The 17,754-nt window shown below is 45.2% G+C and carries 17 protein-coding genes; 6 read left to right on the top strand and 11 right to left on the bottom strand.

The genetic code is table 11. The features are described from left to right. Positions 1-32 precede the first annotated feature (32 nt). A complete protein-coding gene (locus ACQVGT_RS16280; RefSeq protein WP_015482968.1) occupies positions 33-635 on the bottom strand; it encodes a GNAT family N-acetyltransferase in 603 nt (200 codons plus the stop codon). Between the two features lie 49 nt (positions 636-684). Beyond that, on the bottom strand, positions 685-1,233 hold the full coding sequence (padR, locus tag ACQVGT_RS16275; protein WP_015482969.1) for a transcriptional regulator PadR: 549 nt from the start codon (positions 1,231-1,233) through the stop codon (positions 685-687). A gap of 276 nt (positions 1,234-1,509) precedes the next feature. Between padR and estB the strand changes: the two genes are divergently transcribed. Then, entirely contained in the window at positions 1,510-2,142 is a 633-nt protein-coding gene (gene estB, locus ACQVGT_RS16270) for an esterase EstB (protein WP_003243184.1), read from the top strand. A gap of 198 nt (positions 2,143-2,340) precedes the next feature. On the opposite strand, the gene ACQVGT_RS16265 is transcribed toward estB, so the two are convergent. From ACQVGT_RS16265 to ACQVGT_RS16250, 4 genes are all read right to left on the bottom strand, one after another. Further along, a complete protein-coding gene (locus ACQVGT_RS16265; protein WP_015482970.1) occupies positions 2,341-2,994 on the bottom strand; it encodes a TetR/AcrR family transcriptional regulator in 654 nt (217 codons plus the stop codon). A 74-nt stretch (positions 2,995-3,068) separates the two neighbouring features. Beyond that, positions 3,069-3,707 carry an NAD(P)H-binding protein gene (locus ACQVGT_RS16260; protein WP_015383134.1) on the bottom strand — a complete coding sequence of 213 codons (639 nt, stop codon included), beginning with the start codon at positions 3,705-3,707 and terminating at the stop codon, positions 3,069-3,071. Positions 3,708-3,723: 16 nt separating this feature from the next. Further along, on the bottom strand, positions 3,724-4,731 hold the full coding sequence (locus ACQVGT_RS16255) for an ABC transporter permease (RefSeq protein WP_015383135.1): 1,008 nt from the start codon (positions 4,729-4,731) through the stop codon (positions 3,724-3,726). Continuing rightward, positions 4,728-5,447: an ABC transporter ATP-binding protein gene (locus tag ACQVGT_RS16250; RefSeq protein WP_015383136.1), complete on the bottom strand. Its 720-nt coding sequence runs from the start codon at positions 5,445-5,447 to the stop codon at positions 4,728-4,730. Before ACQVGT_RS16250 ends, ACQVGT_RS16255 begins: the two co-directional genes overlap by 4 nt. Positions 5,448-6,051: 604 nt before the next feature. On the opposite strand from ACQVGT_RS16250, the gene ACQVGT_RS16245 reads away from it, so the two are divergent. Then, positions 6,052-7,140, top strand: coding sequence for an acyltransferase family protein (locus ACQVGT_RS16245; RefSeq protein ID WP_015383137.1), 1,089 nt, complete (start codon positions 6,052-6,054; stop codon positions 7,138-7,140). A 37-nt stretch (positions 7,141-7,177) separates the two neighbouring features. Here the strand turns inward: ACQVGT_RS16245 and ACQVGT_RS16240 are convergent, their stop codons facing one another. Next, positions 7,178-7,795 carry a TetR/AcrR family transcriptional regulator gene (locus tag ACQVGT_RS16240; RefSeq protein ID WP_015482971.1) on the bottom strand — a complete coding sequence of 206 codons (618 nt, stop codon included), beginning with the start codon at positions 7,793-7,795 and terminating at the stop codon, positions 7,178-7,180. Next, on the bottom strand, positions 7,761-9,014 hold the full coding sequence (locus ACQVGT_RS16235; RefSeq protein WP_015383138.1) for an MFS transporter: 1,254 nt from the start codon (positions 9,012-9,014) through the stop codon (positions 7,761-7,763). The genes ACQVGT_RS16240 and ACQVGT_RS16235 overlap by 35 nt, the downstream gene beginning before the upstream one ends. Before the next feature lie 122 nt (positions 9,015-9,136). Between ACQVGT_RS16235 and bstA the strand changes: the two genes are divergently transcribed. Continuing rightward, positions 9,137-9,673, top strand: coding sequence for a bacillithiol transferase BstA (gene bstA, locus ACQVGT_RS16230; protein ID WP_015383139.1), 537 nt, complete (start codon positions 9,137-9,139; stop codon positions 9,671-9,673). On the opposite strand, the gene ACQVGT_RS16225 is transcribed toward bstA, so the two are convergent. Then, positions 9,670-11,226: an MFS transporter gene (locus tag ACQVGT_RS16225; RefSeq protein ID WP_015383140.1), complete on the bottom strand. Its 1,557-nt coding sequence runs from the start codon at positions 11,224-11,226 to the stop codon at positions 9,670-9,672. The two genes, bstA and ACQVGT_RS16225, sit on opposite strands and share 4 nt — an antisense overlap. A gap of 111 nt (positions 11,227-11,337) precedes the next feature. After that, positions 11,338-11,820 carry a MarR family transcriptional regulator gene (locus tag ACQVGT_RS16220; protein ID WP_014663255.1) on the bottom strand — a complete coding sequence of 161 codons (483 nt, stop codon included), beginning with the start codon at positions 11,818-11,820 and terminating at the stop codon, positions 11,338-11,340. A 171-nt stretch (positions 11,821-11,991) separates the two neighbouring features. Between ACQVGT_RS16220 and mprF the strand changes: the two genes are divergently transcribed. Next, positions 11,992-14,562 (top strand): bifunctional lysylphosphatidylglycerol flippase/synthetase MprF, encoded by a 2,571-nt coding sequence (gene mprF / locus ACQVGT_RS16215; protein WP_015482972.1) that lies wholly within the window; start codon positions 11,992-11,994, stop codon positions 14,560-14,562. A gap of 18 nt (positions 14,563-14,580) precedes the next feature. On the opposite strand, the gene ACQVGT_RS16210 is transcribed toward mprF, so the two are convergent. Next, on the bottom strand, positions 14,581-15,558 hold the full coding sequence (locus tag ACQVGT_RS16210; RefSeq protein ID WP_014476203.1) for an ABC transporter substrate-binding protein: 978 nt from the start codon (positions 15,556-15,558) through the stop codon (positions 14,581-14,583). Between the two features lie 130 nt (positions 15,559-15,688). On the opposite strand from ACQVGT_RS16210, the gene ACQVGT_RS16205 reads away from it, so the two are divergent. Next, the gene (locus ACQVGT_RS16205; protein ID WP_003233570.1) at positions 15,689-16,690 is read left to right on the top strand and encodes a FecCD family ABC transporter permease; all 1,002 of its coding nucleotides are present in this window, start codon (positions 15,689-15,691) and stop codon (positions 16,688-16,690) included. After that, complete coding sequence (locus ACQVGT_RS16200; RefSeq protein ID WP_003243057.1) at positions 16,687-17,718, top strand: FecCD family ABC transporter permease; 1,032 nt, start codon at positions 16,687-16,689, stop codon at positions 17,716-17,718. Before ACQVGT_RS16205 ends, ACQVGT_RS16200 begins: the two co-directional genes overlap by 4 nt. Positions 17,719-17,754: the final 36 nt, after the last annotated feature.

The following is a 17,754-nucleotide window of genomic DNA, read 5'->3' as shown; positions in this document are numbered from 1 at the left end:
TCATCTGTCCCTCGGACAGATGATTTTTGCAATTATTTTGTTTCTTTTTCTGACAGATGCAGCCTCCGTTCCAAATGCTGTTTCACGGATGGCCACTCACTGTCGATGATGCTATAAAATACCGAATTGCGGAATGTTCCGTCTTTTCTGATCATTTGGTTTCGCAATATGCCTTCTTTAATTGCCCCCAGCCGTTCAATGGCCTTTTGTGATCTGATGTTCCGCTCATCCGTTTTGAATTGCACCCGAATCGTCTTCAGCTGTTCAAAGCAATATTGTAACAGCAAATATTTGCATTCAGTGTTGACTGAGGTGCCCCACACTGAAGGGTGAAACCACGTCCAGCCGATCTCAAGGCTCCTTGAAGCGGATGACATATACAGAAAACGTGTCGTGCCGACCATTTTTCCAGTCTTACGATGAATAATCACGAATGGACATTCTGTTCCTGTTTCTTTCGTTTGCAGCGCCTCCTCAACAAAAGCCTCCGTACCACGCAGTGTTGTGATCGTTTTCGGTAAATGGGTCCAGATGTTTTCATCATTTGCCGCTTCATATAAACCTTGAATATGGCTTTTGTCCATCGGCACCACTCGAATCAGTTCCCCTGTTAATTCGTGCAATGTCACATTCATCGTTCTCCCCCCGCATTACGTATTGGAGCAGCCTGAAGGCCGCTCCCGGTTAATCCTTATCTATCATAGCTAAAATTGATTCCAGCCATGAAACGTAATTTTTCTCCCGCTCCAGTGCTTTCGTCAGCACAAGATAGTGGCCGAAGTCCGGTGAAGAAAATGACATCGGCTCTGCTGAAGCCATAAGCTTTTCATAGCTTCCCTGTAAGTCAGAAAGCTTGGCCTGGCGTTTTTGCAGCTGGTCTTTGAACAAATCAGAAGCCTCCTGGCGCGATAGACAAGAAATGAAATAAGCCTTCAGCATAAATTCATCCTTCACCGTCTCGGGTATCGGCTGGTGGCGGATCAGCCAGGCATGCAGCTCCTGCTTTCCGCTGTCTGTCAGGGTGTACATCTTTTTCTCCAGCTTTGTGCCCTGAATCGTTGTCCGAAACGTGATAAATCCTTCATCCGTCAGCTTTTTGAGCTCAGGGTAAATCTGGCTGTGCTTGGCGCTCCAAAACTGGCCGAGCTCCTCTTTAAAATAACTCGTAATATCGTATCCACTCAATTCGCCTTTTCGCAAAAGCCCTAATATGGCGTATTTTAATACTCTCATGCTATCCTCCGTGTCTGGCTGTTTCGCAAAACAGATGAGCCGGTGCTCAACTGTGATTCTAACTGCCTATTCCCCTTATTATAGAAAAGGGAGGAAGGGAACACAACCGGGCCACTTTGGAAATGAAAATAAAAGGGATGTCAGAAGGAATCCGATTTATCTCCGTCGATAATATAAAAGAGATTTAAATTTAATTTTCAGAAAAAATAGTAACTATATTGATTTTTTATGTATAATAGGAAATTGGTGGTATCAACAATTTAAGGGGGAATAAACGTGAAAAAAGTACTTATGGCATTCATTATTTGTTTATCGCTGATTCTATCTGTTTTAGCCGCTCCGCCGTCTGGCGCAAAAGCTGAATCAGTACATAATCCTGTCGTTCTTGTTCATGGAATAAGTGGTGCATCATACAACTTTTTCGCTATTAAAAACTACTTAATTTCTCAAGGCTGGCAAAGCAACAAACTGTACGCAATTGATTTTTATGATAAAACAGGAAACAACCTAAATAACGGCCCGCAGCTTGCTTCATATGTTGACCGTGTTTTAAAAGAGACGGGGGCAAAAAAAGTAGATATTGTGGCTCATAGTATGGGAGGCGCCAATACGCTGTACTATATTAAATATTTAGGCGGGGGCAATAAGATTCAAAATGTCGTAACGCTTGGAGGGGCTAATGGTTTAGTGTCATCAACCGCGCTGCCGGGTACAGATCCTAACCAAAAGATCCTCTATACATCTATTTACAGTCTCAATGATCAAATTGTAATCAATAGCTTGTCTCGGTTACAAGGAGCAAGAAATATTCAGCTTTATGGCATCGGCCATATTGGCTTGCTTTCTAATAGCCAAGTTAACGGCTATATCAAAGAAGGATTGAATGGCGGGGGACTAAATACAAACTAATGCTTGAAAATCTACGGGTGATTTGAAACCTGCTGTTAGTTAATACAGCAGGTTTTTATTGTTTTCTGATCGATTGAAATGAGGAGGAAGATAGAACGAAAACTGAGTTGATTTTTTGCAGGCTCTTATATGAGGTAAATACCTTCTAATACTATCCTAATTGTATATCGTAATTCTCAAAAAAAGATGAGCCAGTGCTCATCTTTTTTGTGTGACCCCGTACAAAATAAATTGAATCGTCCGCTCTTTTTCAAGCTCTTCATCCATTTCCTCTCCCATCAGCAAAAACCGGGTAATGATAAGTCCGATGATAGAAGAGATCGTCGTGCGGATGATGGTATCCGCCGGAAGGTCCCGCAGTTCGCCGGTGCTTTGGAAATGCTCGATAATGTGCTTGAACTTATCGTACACATGTTCATTGAAGACCTGCTTGTACACTTTTCTGAATTCTTCCTGGTAGAAGGCTTCCTGAATAAAGATCTTCAAAACGGGGAAGTGCTTTTTAACAAATTCAAAGCGGTTGTTCAGCATTTCCCGAATGAAGACCTCATATGACGGATAATCCTGCTCAAACACTTCTTTGCTGAAATTTTTGGCGAAAGCAGGGGCAACAACCTTTGTCACCGTTGGCATCACAATTGACAGCAGCAAATCCTTTTTCGTCTTATAATGCCTGAAAATCGTCCCTTCAGCAACGCCGGCTTTTTTGGCTATTTCGCTTGTGGATGTCGAGGCAAATCCTTTTTCAGCAAACATTTCAATAGCCGCACTCAGAATGTGCCGCTGTTTTTCGCTCATTTTTATTTGTTCGCCTTCTATATGCAATAATTCTTCAAGAGATTTCGCATCCATTGTTCGTACTCCTTCTGAAAGCCTGTTCCCTTTATTATAGAAAAGGCGGACAGGGAACACAACCAATCCCGCTGTTAATTTGAGATAAAGGGTGTTTTTTGTGAAAAGGAATGACCCTCAATCTGCTGAACTAAAAATGCTGCAATATCTAAATTGGTGATTCTCATTCCCGGCGAATTGAAGAAATCAACTTTTACAGCGTCCTGAGTCTGAGCATCTGTTACAAAAGGAAGTCGGACAAGCGTCCAATCCAATCCGCTGCGTGATAATATATGAAGCTCTTTCTTTTTATCGGCAATCATTTGCGGATAGAGGAGGCGAAAGAGAAGCGCGCCTATTCTATAAACCAATGATTTTCTGTCACCTTCAATATCTAACGAAGCGCCAGTCACTCCGATATATCTGTCTATGTTGTATTCTTTCATGACAGTAACGATGAGTTCTGTCACTGTACTGTATAACGGGACGGCTCTTTCAGGCTGTCCGAACGTATTGACGACGGCGCTGCATCCTTCCAGCAGCGTGCGGATGCTTTGCGGGTGCTGGGCATCTCCGCGAATGACATCAATTCTCTCGTCAATGTGAGGGGGCCGCTCCGGCTGCCTGACGAGCATACGGACTTGATAGCCTTTTGCAAGAGCCTGGCTGGCTATAAAACGGCCTGCTTTACCCGTCCCTCCGATAATGGCGATTTTTTTACTATGATTTGTCAATCATAAAACACCTCTTTTACAGTCTTCGATATTTTTTCAGTATGAGAATGTTTAAGAATGCGAATAAAATGGTGAAGCCCGCCAAGATAAGAAGATCATTTGCGATCTCTGACATGCCTTGGCCTTTCATCATAATCAGCTTCAAGGCGTCTGCTCCGTAGTACAGAGGCATGATCTGCTGCAGTGACTGAAGCCAGCCGGCCAGACTATCCATCGGAAAAAGACCTGAGAAAAACACCTGCGGCACAATGACGAGAGGGACAAATTGAATCAGCTGAAGCTCGTTATTGGCAAACGCTGATAAAAATGTGCCAAGCGTTAAAGCCGTCAAAGAAAGCATTACCGTTACGATTAACACAAGCCAGAACGATCCGCCCTGATACAATCCAAGAATTTGAACAGCATACCAAGTGATCAACACAGATTGGAGGGTTGTAAACAAGCCAAAGCCTAATCCGTATCCGGCGACAATTTCCCAGCGGCGCAGAGGTGTTGAGAGGATCCGGTCAAGCGTGCCGTTCGTCCGTTCTCTTAAAAAAGAAATCCCTGCGATTAAAAAAACAAAGAAGAAAATAAATAAGCCGATTAGTGTCGGACCGGTATAATCAAACGTGCTCAAATCCTCTTTGCCGTAGGCATAAGAGACCTCTGCTGGCTGTTTTTGCTGACTGCCTCCAGTTGTAATGATCTGAAGCAATTGTTTGTTCTTAGACTGGCTGCCATCAAGTGTCACTTTCATATGCTGATTTGTGAATGAAATAAATGCGTCTAGCTGTTCATCATCTATATGCTGTTTTGCATGGGTATTCGAAAATTCTGTCACTTTGATATCTTTTTTCTCCAGTTGCTGCGTCATTTCGTCCGGCAGATGATACCCTCCGACATGAAATGAGTCCTCCTTATGATCAAGGATGAGGTGAACCAAAGTCAAGACCAAAAGCGGAGCCAGCAGCATCAAAAGCAGCGTTCGTTTATCCCGGTAAAATTGCAGAATGATTTTTACGGCAAGTACAGTCACTCTCATGTTGCACTCCCTCCAGAAAGAAGAAAGACATCTTCAATAGATGCTGCTTTGTATTTATTCATCAGTTCTTTAGGCGAACCGCTGTCAATCATTCGGCCATCCCTGATCAGTCCAAGGCGGTCGCATTTTTCAGCCTCATCCATAACATGTGTCGTCACAAGAATGGCGGCTCCGTTTTCTTTCAGACGGCCGAGTTCACCCCAGATCGACCGGCGCAAAACGGGATCAATTCCGACAGTGGGCTCATCAAGAGCAAAAACGTCCGGCTCGTGAACGAGTGTTATCGCAAGGGACAGCCTTCTTTTCATCCCTCCGGAAAAAGCACTTACTTTCTTCTCGGCATGTTCAGTCAAGTCAACCAAGTGAAGAACTTGATCCATCCGTTCACGCTTTCGTTTTCCTTTCATTCCAAACAGCCCGGCAAAAAATGAAAGATTTTCCTTTGCGGTCAAGTCTTCATAAAGCGCGTCAGACTGGCCCATATAACCGATCCGATGAAACATGTTCAAATTTGGCATCGGTGTTCCGCACACAGCAACTGTGCCGGTGGATGGCTTCAGCATCCCGATCATCATTTTAATCAGTGTTGTTTTTCCTGATCCGGAGGGGCCCAGCAATCCAAAGATTTCTCCCTGATTCACAGAAAAGGTAAACGGTTCTAAAACAGTTTTGCTGCTGAATCGTTTGCTGACATCTCGCATTTCTATTACGTCCATATTGATCTGCCTCCTTATTTATTAAAGTAAGTAATCACTCATCAATAAATTACCACGGACAGGGAAGGTTGTAAAGTGAGTAATCACTCATATCAAAATGAAGAATATCGTATTTGAAAAAGCTTAAAAGGGAAAGTTCACCAAATTTCGAAAGCCAGTCAGTCATATACACTGGTGGACTCTGAGGTATGGCGGTGAGATCAGGAGGTCTGATATCAAACATGAACGAGAAACCGAGGGCTGCTTCCTAAAGGGTTATGAAAAGCAAAATCGGCTCACGTGTTTTATACGGCTGATGCGCCCGCCTGGTACATGAAACGGGTGAAACGTGATGCTGATTGGATTATGATCAAGAAAGGCATTTTGCAATTTTTGCGGGATCAAATATATGAATAGGACTTTGTTTTCACGTGTTAAACATCGCACTCTGAATGTTCGGGACAAATGGCTGGAGAATGTCTATTAAAAAAATCATGGATATGAATGGCTGCTAGTCTTTCATGCATAGAGAAAGATAAGACATCAGTCTCTTTTTTAAAATGAATCGTGTGTGTTAAGGTACAACCATCGATTTCTAAAAATTTGAAATAAAAGGAGCGCTGTTATGCAAATTAAAGAAATTTTTATGATCCGCTGCATTTCGTGCTTAAGTGTCGTCTTGCTCCATATCATTTCAATGGTCCTGATGCTTCAGGCAGAAGCTCTCGCAGATATTTCTCACACCGTAGATTCTTTCCGCACACTCCTGATGTTCAGCACGCCTGCCTTCATTTTCATCTCTGAATTTTTGCTGGCCCGTTCTTATCCTGACGGGGTGCCAAACGGTTTTTTAAAGAAGCGGGGAAAAGTGATTTTCGTTCCTTTTTTATTTATCGCGGCCATCGATGCACTGCTGATGACCAGTGCGATGGGGGGAGAGATCACCTTTCTCGCGATCGTGCAAAAGTATTTGGCGAACGTATTGTTAGGAAACTTTATCGGATACTTCATTCTCGTCATCTTTCAATTTTACATGCTGCATATGATGTTTCATGAGTATTTGAAAAAAGCATCGCCGAAATGGGTGCTGTCCATCTCATTTGTGGTGACAGCCGCCTATTTAAGCTATTTTTCAGCAGTCAGCCCGGCTCCCGCTTCAGAAGAGGGCGGTGGGTTTCCGTTCTTCTGGGTTCCGTTCGCAGGCTGGCTTTTCTACTTTTGTCTTGCCTACTATTGCGGAAAGGAGTATAAGCGCTTTTTAGCCTTGCTGAACCAATACCGCTTAGTGATATACGGCGCCGCGCTAGCTTCTGCTGCGCTGGTTGTCACTGTTTCTTATGTCGGTGAAATCGGCATGATCAGCTCGAAACGGCCTGATATCATGCTGTATTCGACAAGCATGATTTTCCTGTGCTTTCACTTGTTTTCTAAAATGAAGCATGTGCCGAAAATCATTATGTTTATCAGCAACTATTCCTTTTCGATTTATCTGCTTCATGCTTATTTTATGATCATAGGCTACGTTTTGCTTTTAAATATGCCCGGGATTCCTGCCGTACCGGCTGTTCTCCTGTTGTTTGCCGTGTGCACAGCCGGCCCGATTCTGACCTCATGGGCACTGAATAAATTCAAATACGGTTATTTATTTGTGGGGAAGATTTATCAGCCAAAACAGAAGAAAGCCACATTAGAAGTGCGTGATCACGCAGGGTGAAAACAAGCGGCAGGAGAGAGGTTCCTGCCGCATTTCTTTATTTCTCATCTACTTGCAGTACCGTTTTTAAATACAGTTTTGCAGCTTCAGCAAGTCCAGATACATCAGCCTTTTCTTCATCGAAATATAGCGCGTTCTGGATGATGCCGTCATTCATATTGAGGAAAAATTTCGCGATCGTCGCCAAAGGCTGCAGAGGCTGAAATTCCCCCTGATCGATTCCTTTTTGCAATAGCTTTGAAAACCTTGCCACAAAAAGATCATACCGCTTTTCCAAATACTTCCGCCGTTCTTCATTGCGCCAAGCCGTCACTAAATATTCAAACTGCACCGGCGCCAGTGTATCCGCTGCATCACGCAGGCCTTCAGCCAGTTCATCCAAATAGCTGGAGATGGCGGCCCAAACACTTCGGTGTTCAGCTGAGTCATCAAGCTTTCGGAGCCCTTCATCTAGCCCTGCTTCAATGATTCGCCGAAACATCTCCTCGGTGCTTGAAAAATAAAGATAGACACCGCCTCGGCTGAAACCTGACTCTTCCACAACGTCCTTCATTGTCGTTAATTCGAATCCTTTTCGTTTAAAAACCGTTTTGGCAGCCTCTAAAATCTCTGCCTGCCGTTTATCCTTGTGCTCCTTTGTTACTTTCGGTGACAAGATATCGCCTGCTTTCTGCAACTTTCTTACCTACAAGTGTAATCAACCCGACCATGATCAGCAAGCAGCCACAGACAAGAAAAGCAAGTGATACACCGATCCATTCCGCCAGCACGCCCCCGCCCGCCATGCCGAGGATGGAGGCGAGGGTTGTCGCGCTCTGAATGGCGCCAAACACCCTGCCGCTGTAATCGACAGGCACTGTTGTTTGCACGAGAATTTGAAATGGAATATGGACGAGACCGAAAGCCGCTCCCATGATGAAAAAAGCGAAAATAAAAAGAGCAATGCCGGCTATTCCCATTCCGCTCAGAAATGGCATACCTCCAGTTGCTAGTCCAAGCAGAAAGGTCCCAGATGAGAAATAAAGAAAATAAGATGTGATTCGCCGTCTGCCGGCAATTGCCGCCGTAAGGAGCATGCCGGCTCCGCTTACGGCCATGCACCAGCCTGCAAGCTCAGGCGGAGCGCCTGAAAAAGAACGGATAAGAATGATAGCCTGGGAATCACCAATCTGCAAAACAAAGAGAACGACGCAAGCTGTGAGTAAGCCTGTTAAAAGAAGCGGCATCCGTTTCAAATACTGAAGGCCTTCTTTGATAGAAGCAAGTGCTGATGTTTTTTCTTGAGGTGTATTTGCTTTTTGTAAAAAAGCATCTTTGGGGAGGAAAAACAAAATGACAGCGGAAAGAAGAAAGGCGCCGGCGTTGATATAGAAAACAGAATGTATAGAGACAGCAGCGATCAGCATGCCGCCAAGGGCAGGGCCGAAGATTTTTGCGCTGTTATCAATGATGCTGCTGACGGAAACGGCCTGCTGAATGTGTGCTTCCGGAGCCAATTCCTTAAGCTTTCCGTTTTTAGCAGGTGAAAAAAGTGAAGAAAAACAGCTCTGAAGGCATAGCAATACATAAAGCTGCCAAAGCTCACTGACATAAACGCAGCTGATAACAGTGAGGGCACGGCCGATTTCAGACAGAAACATGATCGTTTTTCTGTCAAAACGGTCGGCAAGCAGACCCGATACAGGTCCGAGTACAATGACAGGCAAAGCAAACGACATCATTAAAAGCGACATATCTAATGGTGAAGCATGAAGCTGAAAAGCGGCTAATGTTAGCACGGCCAAAATGTGAAGCCAGTCTCCAAGTGAAGAAATGGTTTGTGAGGCTAACAGTGTCATCAGTCCTTTTTGATTGCGAAACAACGGTTTTTCCATGATTCATCCTCCTGATCATTAAAATGACACTTGTGTCGTTTTTATTGTATGGGAAAAAGACACAATATACAATCTTTTTCTTGTAAAATAAAGGAGAAGATTGAACAGAAGGGAGAACATACATGACAACAGCCAATCTAAGCTATCCAATAGGAGAATACCAGCCGAGGGAATCGGTATCGAAGGAGCAAAAAGATAAATGGATTCAAGTGCTTGAAGAAGTGCCGGCAAAATTGAAGCAAGCTGTAGAGGGCATGACGGACAGCCAGCTTGACACACCGTACCGGGACGGTGGATGGACCGTTCGGCAAGTTATTCATCATCTGGCTGACAGTCATATGAACAGCTATATTCGTTTTAAATTGAGCTTGACGGAAGAGACACCGGCTATCCGTCCGTATGATGAAAAAGCATGGTCGGAGCTAAAAGACTCGAAAACGGCAGATCCGAGCGGCTCACTCGCGCTTTTGCAGGAGCTTCACGGAAGATGGACGGCTCTGCTCCGCACTCTGACGGATCAGCAATTTAAGCGCGGGTTTTATCACCCTGATACAAAGGAAATCATTACCCTGGAGAACGCGCTCGGCCTGTATGTCTGGCACTCACATCACCATATCGCTCATATTACGGAGCTTTCCAGACGGATGGGGTGGTCTTAACGCTTTTGCCGGCGGAAAGCCGGAATACTGATAGCAGCAATCACCAGAAGTGAGATCACAGCAGCCGCTGCATATAAATGATCATAGCCGCTGGCGACACTCGCATGAATGGCGTCGCTTATCGCGGTTTTGACTTCAGGAACGGGAATGCGTTCGATTTGTTCTTGTAAAGAAGAAACATCAGAACTGTCGATCTCCGGAATCATCTGCATCGCCTTTTCTGAATATCCGCTGTCCGATAAGCGGCTGCTGATCTCATCACCTATTTGGTCAAACCCGGCTGTGATAAAACCTGCATAAAGAGTAGGCGCCAAGGTCAGTCCAATTTGCCTTACTAATGAAAGCGTGCCAAGAGCTGTACCCTTATTTGTTTTTGCCGCTTCTGATACAAGGACGTTCAGCGGAGCGCCTAACAGAAAGCCAAAACCGATCCCAGCTGCCACACTTGCGATCACAAACTCCCATTTTTCCGTCACCCAGAGCGGAAATAAAGCAAACCCCGCACATGAGATGATTCCCGAAAGAATAACGGTTTTTACAGGACCTTTTTTGTCGGTAAGCGCTCCGCCAAGCCAAGCGCCGATTCCGGAAGCCAACGCAAGCGGTGTCATCCAATAGCCTGCTTTTGCGGCAGGGACACCCAAATACTGTTCGACATATGACGGGATAAAAATGACTGCCGCCAAGAGCCCCCCGGATAACAAACCGATGATAAGCGTGCGCTGAAACATATGGTTTCGCAGCAGAGAATACGCCAAAATCGGATCGCCTCCTCGCATTTCAACTCTCTTTTCATACGAGATAAGCGCTGCAAAACAAAGTATGCCAAAAATAATACATCCATAAACCTCCGGATTCCCCAAGCTGTGTAAGAGATTTGCCCCATCAAGGTTCGTCATGCCGTACATCACGGCTAAAATCGACAGTGATAGAAGGAAGATTCCGGCCGCATCGAGGCGCTTAGCTTCAGGTGCTTTTGTTTCCGCGATAAAATATGCGCCGAGTACAACCAATAGCACGGCAATCGGCAAATTAATCAAAAATAGCCAATGCCAAGACCCGGTCCAATCAAGCAGAAAGCTTCCGATATTTGGCCCGAGCACAGCGGCCATCCCGTTCATTGCGCCAAGCAGCCCAAGGGCCTTCCCCTGTTTTTCCTTTGGGAGGGTCGCGAGAATGTGAGAGCTGCCGATGATGAAAATCCCGCCGCCTCCAAGCGCCTGAATCAGCCGCGATATCAGAAAGAGCGGGAAGCTTTGGCTCAAAGCAACAAGCAAAGAACCAAATCCGAACAGGCAAACCTCAATGAGAAAGAGTTTTTTTCTGCCGTAGCGGTCGGAAAGCTTTCCGACGATTGGCACACTGACGCTAAGACCTAGCGTATAAAGGGTAATGCCCCATGATCCCCAGGAAGGTGAAACGGCAAACGACTCGTTTATCGTTGTTAAAGCAGCTGAAATAATTCCGTTATCCAGCGCAGCCATAAACACACCAATCGTAAACAGGCTGATCGCCCACTTTTGGCTTTTCTGCTCTGTTAATGCTTCAGACATATTTATCAACCCCCTTTTTGTTCACTCAAAGTATATTATTCATTTTAAATGAACTAAATGTCAAATAAAAAAAGCCTGCTCCCGCAGTTTGCGGATGACAGACTTACAGATTTATTCTTTTTTTGCTTTCTCTAATGCTCTTGAAAGGATAGACAGCCCTTCGGAAACAGCCTGTTTTTCTTCAGGGGACAGCAGCTCTAATGAACGCTTCAATTTCAGGTGGCCTTTTTCATACAAACCCCGGAAAATATTTTTCGCATTCTCTGTCAACTGAACAACTACAGAGCGGCGGTCCTCTTCAGAATGTGAGCGTTTGACAAATCCTGATTTTTCAAGCCGGTCAAGCAGCCCAGTTGTATTGGACAGGGAAGCCCCCATTTTTTCAGCAATGTCGCTCACTTTTAATGTTCCATGGTTGTTTAATAGCATCAGCACCTTCATTTGCGGCATGCTCATATCCAGCTTCATCCACTCGGACACATCACCGAGCCCGGCGGAAGTTAAGACTTTCATATAGAGCACCCATATTTCCCGTTCCTCCGATGAAAGAATGTTTTCGTTTAATACTGTTGTATCGTGTAAATTATATTCCATTTCATCACTTCCTCATCATTCACTCCTCTTACCATATTACTCGATTTTCACTCCTGAAAGAAAGTGAGCAGAAACCGCATGCGGGACTTTGTTCGAAAAATAACGGTAGTGTATAATGAGTTGGAGATTATTGGGGGAGAGGATCGAACTAGAATATGATTGGAGAGACCATTGCTGATTAAAAAGAATGCTATATCAATATTAAAAATCGTTTTTCCTATTGCTGTTTTGCTATTTGTTATTTATCAATCGAAAAAAGAACTGACAAATCTGTCATTCAAACGTACGCTCATGGTCATCAACGGACTGGAACGAACGGACTTATTCATGCTTGTGTTGATTGGCTTGCTGGCTGTTGCGGCCATGTCGCTGTATGATTACGTCCTGAAATACTCACTGCGCCTATCGATCACAAATGGAAAAGTATTCAGGGTTTCCTGGATCGCCAACTCATTTAATAATGTGCTGGGATTCGGCGGTTTAGCCGGAGTCGGGTTAAGAATGATGTTCTATAAGGAGCATACGAAAGACCATAAGGCACTCGTGAAAGGAATCGCTTGGCTCACATCATCTATGCTGCTCGGATTATCTGTTTTCAGCATTTTCGTCGCTGCGAGAGTGCTGCCAGTGGATGAAGTGATTCATGAAAAGCCTTGGCTATGGGCGGTCGTTATCGGTTTTGCGCTGATATTGCCGCTGTCTTTGGCGGTGTCCAAAATAAAAGACCGCAAAGCTGGGGACGAAGAGAATGCGGATAAAGTGAAAAATCCGATTTTCGCATATATTGGAGCTTCAGTTGTTGAATGGCTCATGGCCGGGACCGTCATCTATTTTGCTTTGTTCGCTATGGGCATTCATGCAGATATCAGGTATGTGTTCGGGGTGTTCGTCATTGCGGCGATCGGAGGAATGATCAGCCTCGTGCCGGGCGGCTTCGGCTCGTTTGACCTTTTATTTTTGCTGGGGATGGAGCAGCTTGGCTATCATCAGGAGGCCATCGTTACTTCTATTGTGTTGTACAGGCTCGCCTATTCATTTATCCCATTTATCTTAGGACTGTTCTTTGCCGCAGGCGACCTGACGGAAAATACAATGAAGCGGCTCGAAACGAACCCGCGCATCGCACCGGCAATTGAGACGACAAACGTTCTGCTTGTTGTTCAGCGTGCGGTATTAGTGAGAATTTTGCAAGGCTCGCTTTCCCTTATTGTGTTCGTAGCAGGTCTGATTGTCCTGGCCTCAGTTTCCTTGCCGATTGACAGGCTGACGGTTATACCGCACATTCCGCGCCCGGCGCTTTTGCTGTTCAACGGTCTGTCCTTAAGCTCAGCGCTCATTCTGCTGATTTTGCCGATCGAGCTTTATAAACGGACAAAACGTTCCTATACGATGGCCATTACAGCGCTTGTCGGCGGCTTTGTGTTCAGCTTTTTAAAAGGGCTTAACATCAGCGCGATATTCGTACTGCCGATGATTATCGTATTGCTTGTGCTATTGAAAAAACAATTTGTCCGCGAACAGGCATCCTATACACTGGGACAATTGATATTCGCTGTGGCGCTGTTTACTGTGGCGCTCTTTAACTACAATCTGATCGCGGGCTTTATTTGGGACCGGATGAAGAAGGTGCTGCGTCACGAATATTTCGTCCACAGCACCTCGCATATTACACATGCAACCATCATGGCGATCATTATTGTGCCGCTGTTCTTCTTGATATTTACAGTGGTCTATCATAAGAGAACGAAACCGATCGGAGAGAAAGCTGACCCTGAGCGTCTTACTGCGTTTCTCAATGAAAAAGGCGGCAACGCGCTGAGCCATCTTGGTTTTCTTGGAGATAAGCGGTTTTATTTTTCTAGTGATGGGAATGCACTGCTTCTGTTTGGGAAAATCGCCAGAAGGCTGGTCGTGCTCGGCGATCCGTCTGGCCAAAGAGAATCATTCCCGCTCGTGCTGGAAGAATTTCTGAACGAAGCGCATCAGAAGGGATTCAGTGTTTTGTTCTATCAAATTGAACGAGAGGACATGGCGCTGTATCACGATTTTGGCTACAACTTCTTTAAACTTGGCGAGGAAGCATATGTAGATTTAAATACATTTACCTTGACTGGGAAGAAAAAAGCCGGCCTTCGGGCAATCAATAACCGCTTTGAGCGGGAGGAGTATACTTTCCATGTGGATCATCCCCCATTTTCTGATGCGTTTTTGGAGGAGCTGAAGCAAATCTCAGACGAATGGCTCGGCTCGAAAAAAGAGAAGGGATTCTCGCTCGGATTTTTTGATCCTTCCTATTTACAGAAAGCGCCGATCGCCTATATGAAAAATGCAGAAGGAGAGATCGTTGCATTCGCAAATGTCATGCCGATGTACCAGGAAGGAGAGATATCGGTTGATCTGATGCGCTATCGCGGCGACGCTCCAAATGGCATTATGGACGCATTGTTTATCCGTATGTTTTTATGGGCAAAGGAAGAGGGCTGCACGTCATTTAATATGGGGATGGCACCCTTGGCCAATGTCGGCACTGCCTTTACATCCTTCTGGTCCGAAAGGTTTGCTGCTGTCATTTTTAATAATGTCAGATACATGTACAGCTTCAGCGGCCTAAGAGCCTTTAAAGAAAAATACAAACCGGAGTGGCGAGGGAAATACTTGGCGTATCGGAAAAACAGATCTCTTTCTGTCACCATGTTCCTCGTTACACGTCTGATTGGCAAAAGCAAAAAAGACTCCGTCTAATAAGACGGAGTCTTTTTTTTATTTCGTTTTTAAGAAGTAGGTTTCAATATCATCAAGCAGGTAGTTTGCGGCTTTAATTCCGCCTGCGGTTGTCCACACGACGTCATCGACTTCATGTGCATTACCTGATTTCACGGCCTTTAGGTTTTTCCATAGTGAACTGCTTGTCCACTGATTGGCCCATTTTTCATTTTCCTTTGCATTATCGGCTTTATAAGTGAAATAAAACAGCACATCAGCATCCATATCAGGAATAGATTCTTTACTGTCGGTTGAGAACGTAAATTGGTCCTTTTGTTTCTTGAACAGTTCTACTTGTTTTTCAGGGCGTTTGAAGCCAAGCTGGTCTAAAATAATCCCTGAGAATGAATCGGTATAATAGATTCTTGATTCACCGGATAAAAAGCGTACGACTGAAACTGTTTTGTTAGTCTGGTCGCCCAGCTTGTTTTTTAAATCAGAAACGCGTTTATCAAAATCGGCAATGACTTCCTTGCCTTTATCCGCCTTATTCACCGCGTTGGCGTATAGAGTCAGGTTATCCTTCCAGTTCCCGGCCAAAGATTCAGCGAAAACAGTCGGCGCAATCGCATTTAACTGATCATAAATTTTTTCCTGGCGCACTTTGTTTCCAATAATCAAATCAGGCTTTAATTCTGCGATGGCTTCCACATTCGGTTCCGTTTCAAGACCGACGTTTTTAACACCTTTCATGTCATCTTTCAGATAGTCATACCACGGGTCGCCCTTCCATGACTTTACGGCTCCGACCGGCTTAATGCCAAGCGCTAAGAGCGCCTCTGTTCCTTCATTAGTTAAAACAACAATCCGTTTTGGATTGGCGGGGATGTTGTCTGATGTCCCCATTGCATGTTTGACCGTTCTTGTTTTGCTGCTTGACCCCTCGCTGTTGCTTGAACTTTCTGAACTATTACAGGCAGAAAGTACCATAACGGCCATTAAAAATACGAATAGCATGCTGATATGCTTTTTCATCTTTTTCCTCCCAATATTGAAATTCATTATCATTTAGATCATAATAAGCAGTGTTAAGAGTGTCAATCCCTAATTGAGGATTATTCTCAAAAACAAACATTACATAGTGAATAACTAGGAGAATTAGATCATGATCTGCAAAAAGGCATCTTCAAAATGGATTGTGTTAGTATGTCTGATTTTCATTTTACTGGCGGCTGTCTGCGCAAGCGTCGTGTATGGCTATACAGGTACGTCATGGAGACAGGTCTATCAGGCGTTTACTTCCTTCAACGGAACAAATGAGCATGTCATCATCAAGGATGTCAGGCTTCCGCGCGCTTTGGTTGCGACAGTCGTCGGCGCCTCGCTTGCAGCCGCAGGCGCTCTCATGCAGGCGCTCACAAAAAATCCGCTTGCGTCACCGGGGATTTTCGGGATTAACGCCGGTGCAGGTTTTTTTATTGTTGCCGGATCGTTTTTTCTGCATATTCAGTCACCTCAGGCATTAGTATGGAGCTCGTTTCTGGGGGCAGCATTTACCGCCGCGATCGTCTATGCAGCAGGCTCGCTTGGGAGGGAAGGGCTGACGCCAATCAAACTGACGCTGGCGGGAGCTGCCATGGCAGCCATGTTTTCTTCTCTGACACAGGGCTTGCTGTCTGTCAACGAACTCGAGCTTGCCCAGGTGCTTTTTTGGCTGACTGGCTCTGTGCAGGGCCGGAGTCTGGATCTGTTGATGACGATGTTTCCATATGCAGCGGCAGCGCTGGTAATCTGCTTCTTTCTCGGCCAAAAAATTAATCTCCTCGTTATGGGAGAAGATGTGGCAAAAGGACTCGGCCAAAAAACAGGCCTGTTAAAATTTGTGATGGCGCTTTGTGTTGTCATGCTTGCAGGGTCCGCTGTCGCCATTGCCGGGCCGATTTCTTTTATCGGCATCATTATTCCGCATTTTGCCCGCTTTGTCGTTGGTAATGATTATCGCTGGGTTCTGCCATTTTCCGCTGTTTTGGGTGCCATTTTGCTTGTTTGCGCGGATATCGGTGCGCGATATATCATTATGCCTCAGGAAGTTCCTGTCGGGGTCATGACCGCCATCATCGGAATGCCTGTGTTTGTGTACATAGCAAGAAGGGGGGCGAAGCTATGAAACTTCGTTTTGGCGTTACTGCGGCTGAAAAGAAAGCATGGATCGTCTTTTTGGTTTTACTGGGGTTAACAGCTGCTGTACTCATCATAAGCGCTGGTCTCGGACAAAGGTTTATTCCTCCCTGGGATGTAGCAAAAACATTCTTTGGTGCAGGTTCCAAGCTGGATGAACTGATGATCATGTCGTTCCGCATGCCAAGAATTTTGACGGCTTTATGCGCCGGTGTCTGCTTGGCAGCGGCAGGCGCGATATTGCAGGGGCTCGTCAGAAACCCTCTCGCATCTCCGGATATTATCGGAATAACAGGAGGAGCGGCAGTAGCGGTCGTGCTTTTAATGATGTTCTTCTCAGACCGCAGCAGTTCACTTACGATCAGTCTGTCATGGCTTCCAGCAGCAGCATTTATCGGCGCATCGGCTGTCGGGCTCATCGTCTATTTACTGGCATACAAAAATGGCGCCTCCACATTTCGGCTGGTGCTTATCGGAATCGGATTTTCAATGTCGGCGCAGGCGATGACTACCCTGCTGATGATCAAAGGTCCGATTTACCGGGCATCACAAGCCAATGTATATATCACTGGGTCAGTTTATGGGTCAAACTGGCAGCATGTAAAAATAGCTATTATCTTATCTGTCATTCTCTTATTCATTTGTTTTGTCGCGCTAAAAAATATGAATATACAGGTGCTGGGTGAAGATATTGCGGCGGGTGCAGGAAGCGCTGTGCAGCGAAATCGTTTTTTCTTGCTCCTTTTGAGTACGGCTCTTACTGGTTGTGCAGTTTCAGTTGCCGGCACAATCGGTTTTGTCGGGCTGATGGCGCCCCATATTGCAAGACGGCTTGTCGGCTCATCTTATGGCGCCCTGCTCCCAGCGTCGGCACTTATTGGAGCTCTGCTCGTTTTAACAGCTGATATCGTCGGCAGAACCTTATTTGCCCCGGTGGAAGTGCCGGCCGGCGTCTTTACAGCGGCTATCGGCGCACCTTATTTTATTTATTTGCTCTATAAAACAAGAAATTCTTGATCGTTACACCCATTTTCTTAAAAAAGAAAATGGGTT

It is taken from the genome of Bacillus sp. SCT118 (assembly GCF_058566435.1).
The sequence above is the reverse complement of the archived record's forward strand: the minus strand, read 5'-3'. Positions and strand labels throughout refer to the sequence as shown.

Bases quoted from the DNA above. Each gene is read 5' to 3' on its own strand.
- ACQVGT_RS16210 (WP_014476203.1), bottom strand. From the start codon at position 15,558: ATGAAAAAGCATATCAGCATGCTATTCGTATTTTTAATGGCCGTTATG.
- padR (WP_015482969.1), bottom strand. From the start codon at position 1,233: ATGAGAGTATTAAAATACGCCATATTAGGGCTTTTGCGAAAAGGCGAA.
- ACQVGT_RS16225 (WP_015383140.1), bottom strand. From the start codon at position 11,226: ATGTCTGAAGCATTAACAGAGCAGAAAAGCCAAAAGTGGGCGATCAGC.
- ACQVGT_RS16205 (WP_003233570.1), top strand. From the start codon at position 15,689: ATGATCTGCAAAAAGGCATCTTCAAAATGGATTGTGTTAGTATGTCTG.
- ACQVGT_RS16265 (WP_015482970.1), bottom strand. From the start codon at position 2,994: ATGGATGCGAAATCTCTTGAAGAATTATTGCATATAGAAGGCGAACAA.
- ACQVGT_RS16245 (WP_015383137.1), top strand. From the start codon at position 6,052: ATGCAAATTAAAGAAATTTTTATGATCCGCTGCATTTCGTGCTTAAGT.
- ACQVGT_RS16280 (WP_015482968.1), bottom strand. From the start codon at position 635: ATGAATGTGACATTGCACGAATTAACAGGGGAACTGATTCGAGTGGTG.
- ACQVGT_RS16250 (WP_015383136.1), bottom strand. From the start codon at position 5,447: ATGGACGTAATAGAAATGCGAGATGTCAGCAAACGATTCAGCAGCAAA.
- ACQVGT_RS16235 (WP_015383138.1), bottom strand. From the start codon at position 9,014: ATGGAAAAACCGTTGTTTCGCAATCAAAAAGGACTGATGACACTGTTA.
- ACQVGT_RS16255 (WP_015383135.1), bottom strand. From the start codon at position 4,731: ATGAGAGTGACTGTACTTGCCGTAAAAATCATTCTGCAATTTTACCGG.
- ACQVGT_RS16200 (WP_003243057.1), top strand. From the start codon at position 16,687: ATGAAACTTCGTTTTGGCGTTACTGCGGCTGAAAAGAAAGCATGGATC.
- ACQVGT_RS16220 (WP_014663255.1), bottom strand. From the start codon at position 11,820: ATGGAATATAATTTACACGATACAACAGTATTAAACGAAAACATTCTT.
- bstA (WP_015383139.1), top strand. From the start codon at position 9,137: ATGACAACAGCCAATCTAAGCTATCCAATAGGAGAATACCAGCCGAGG.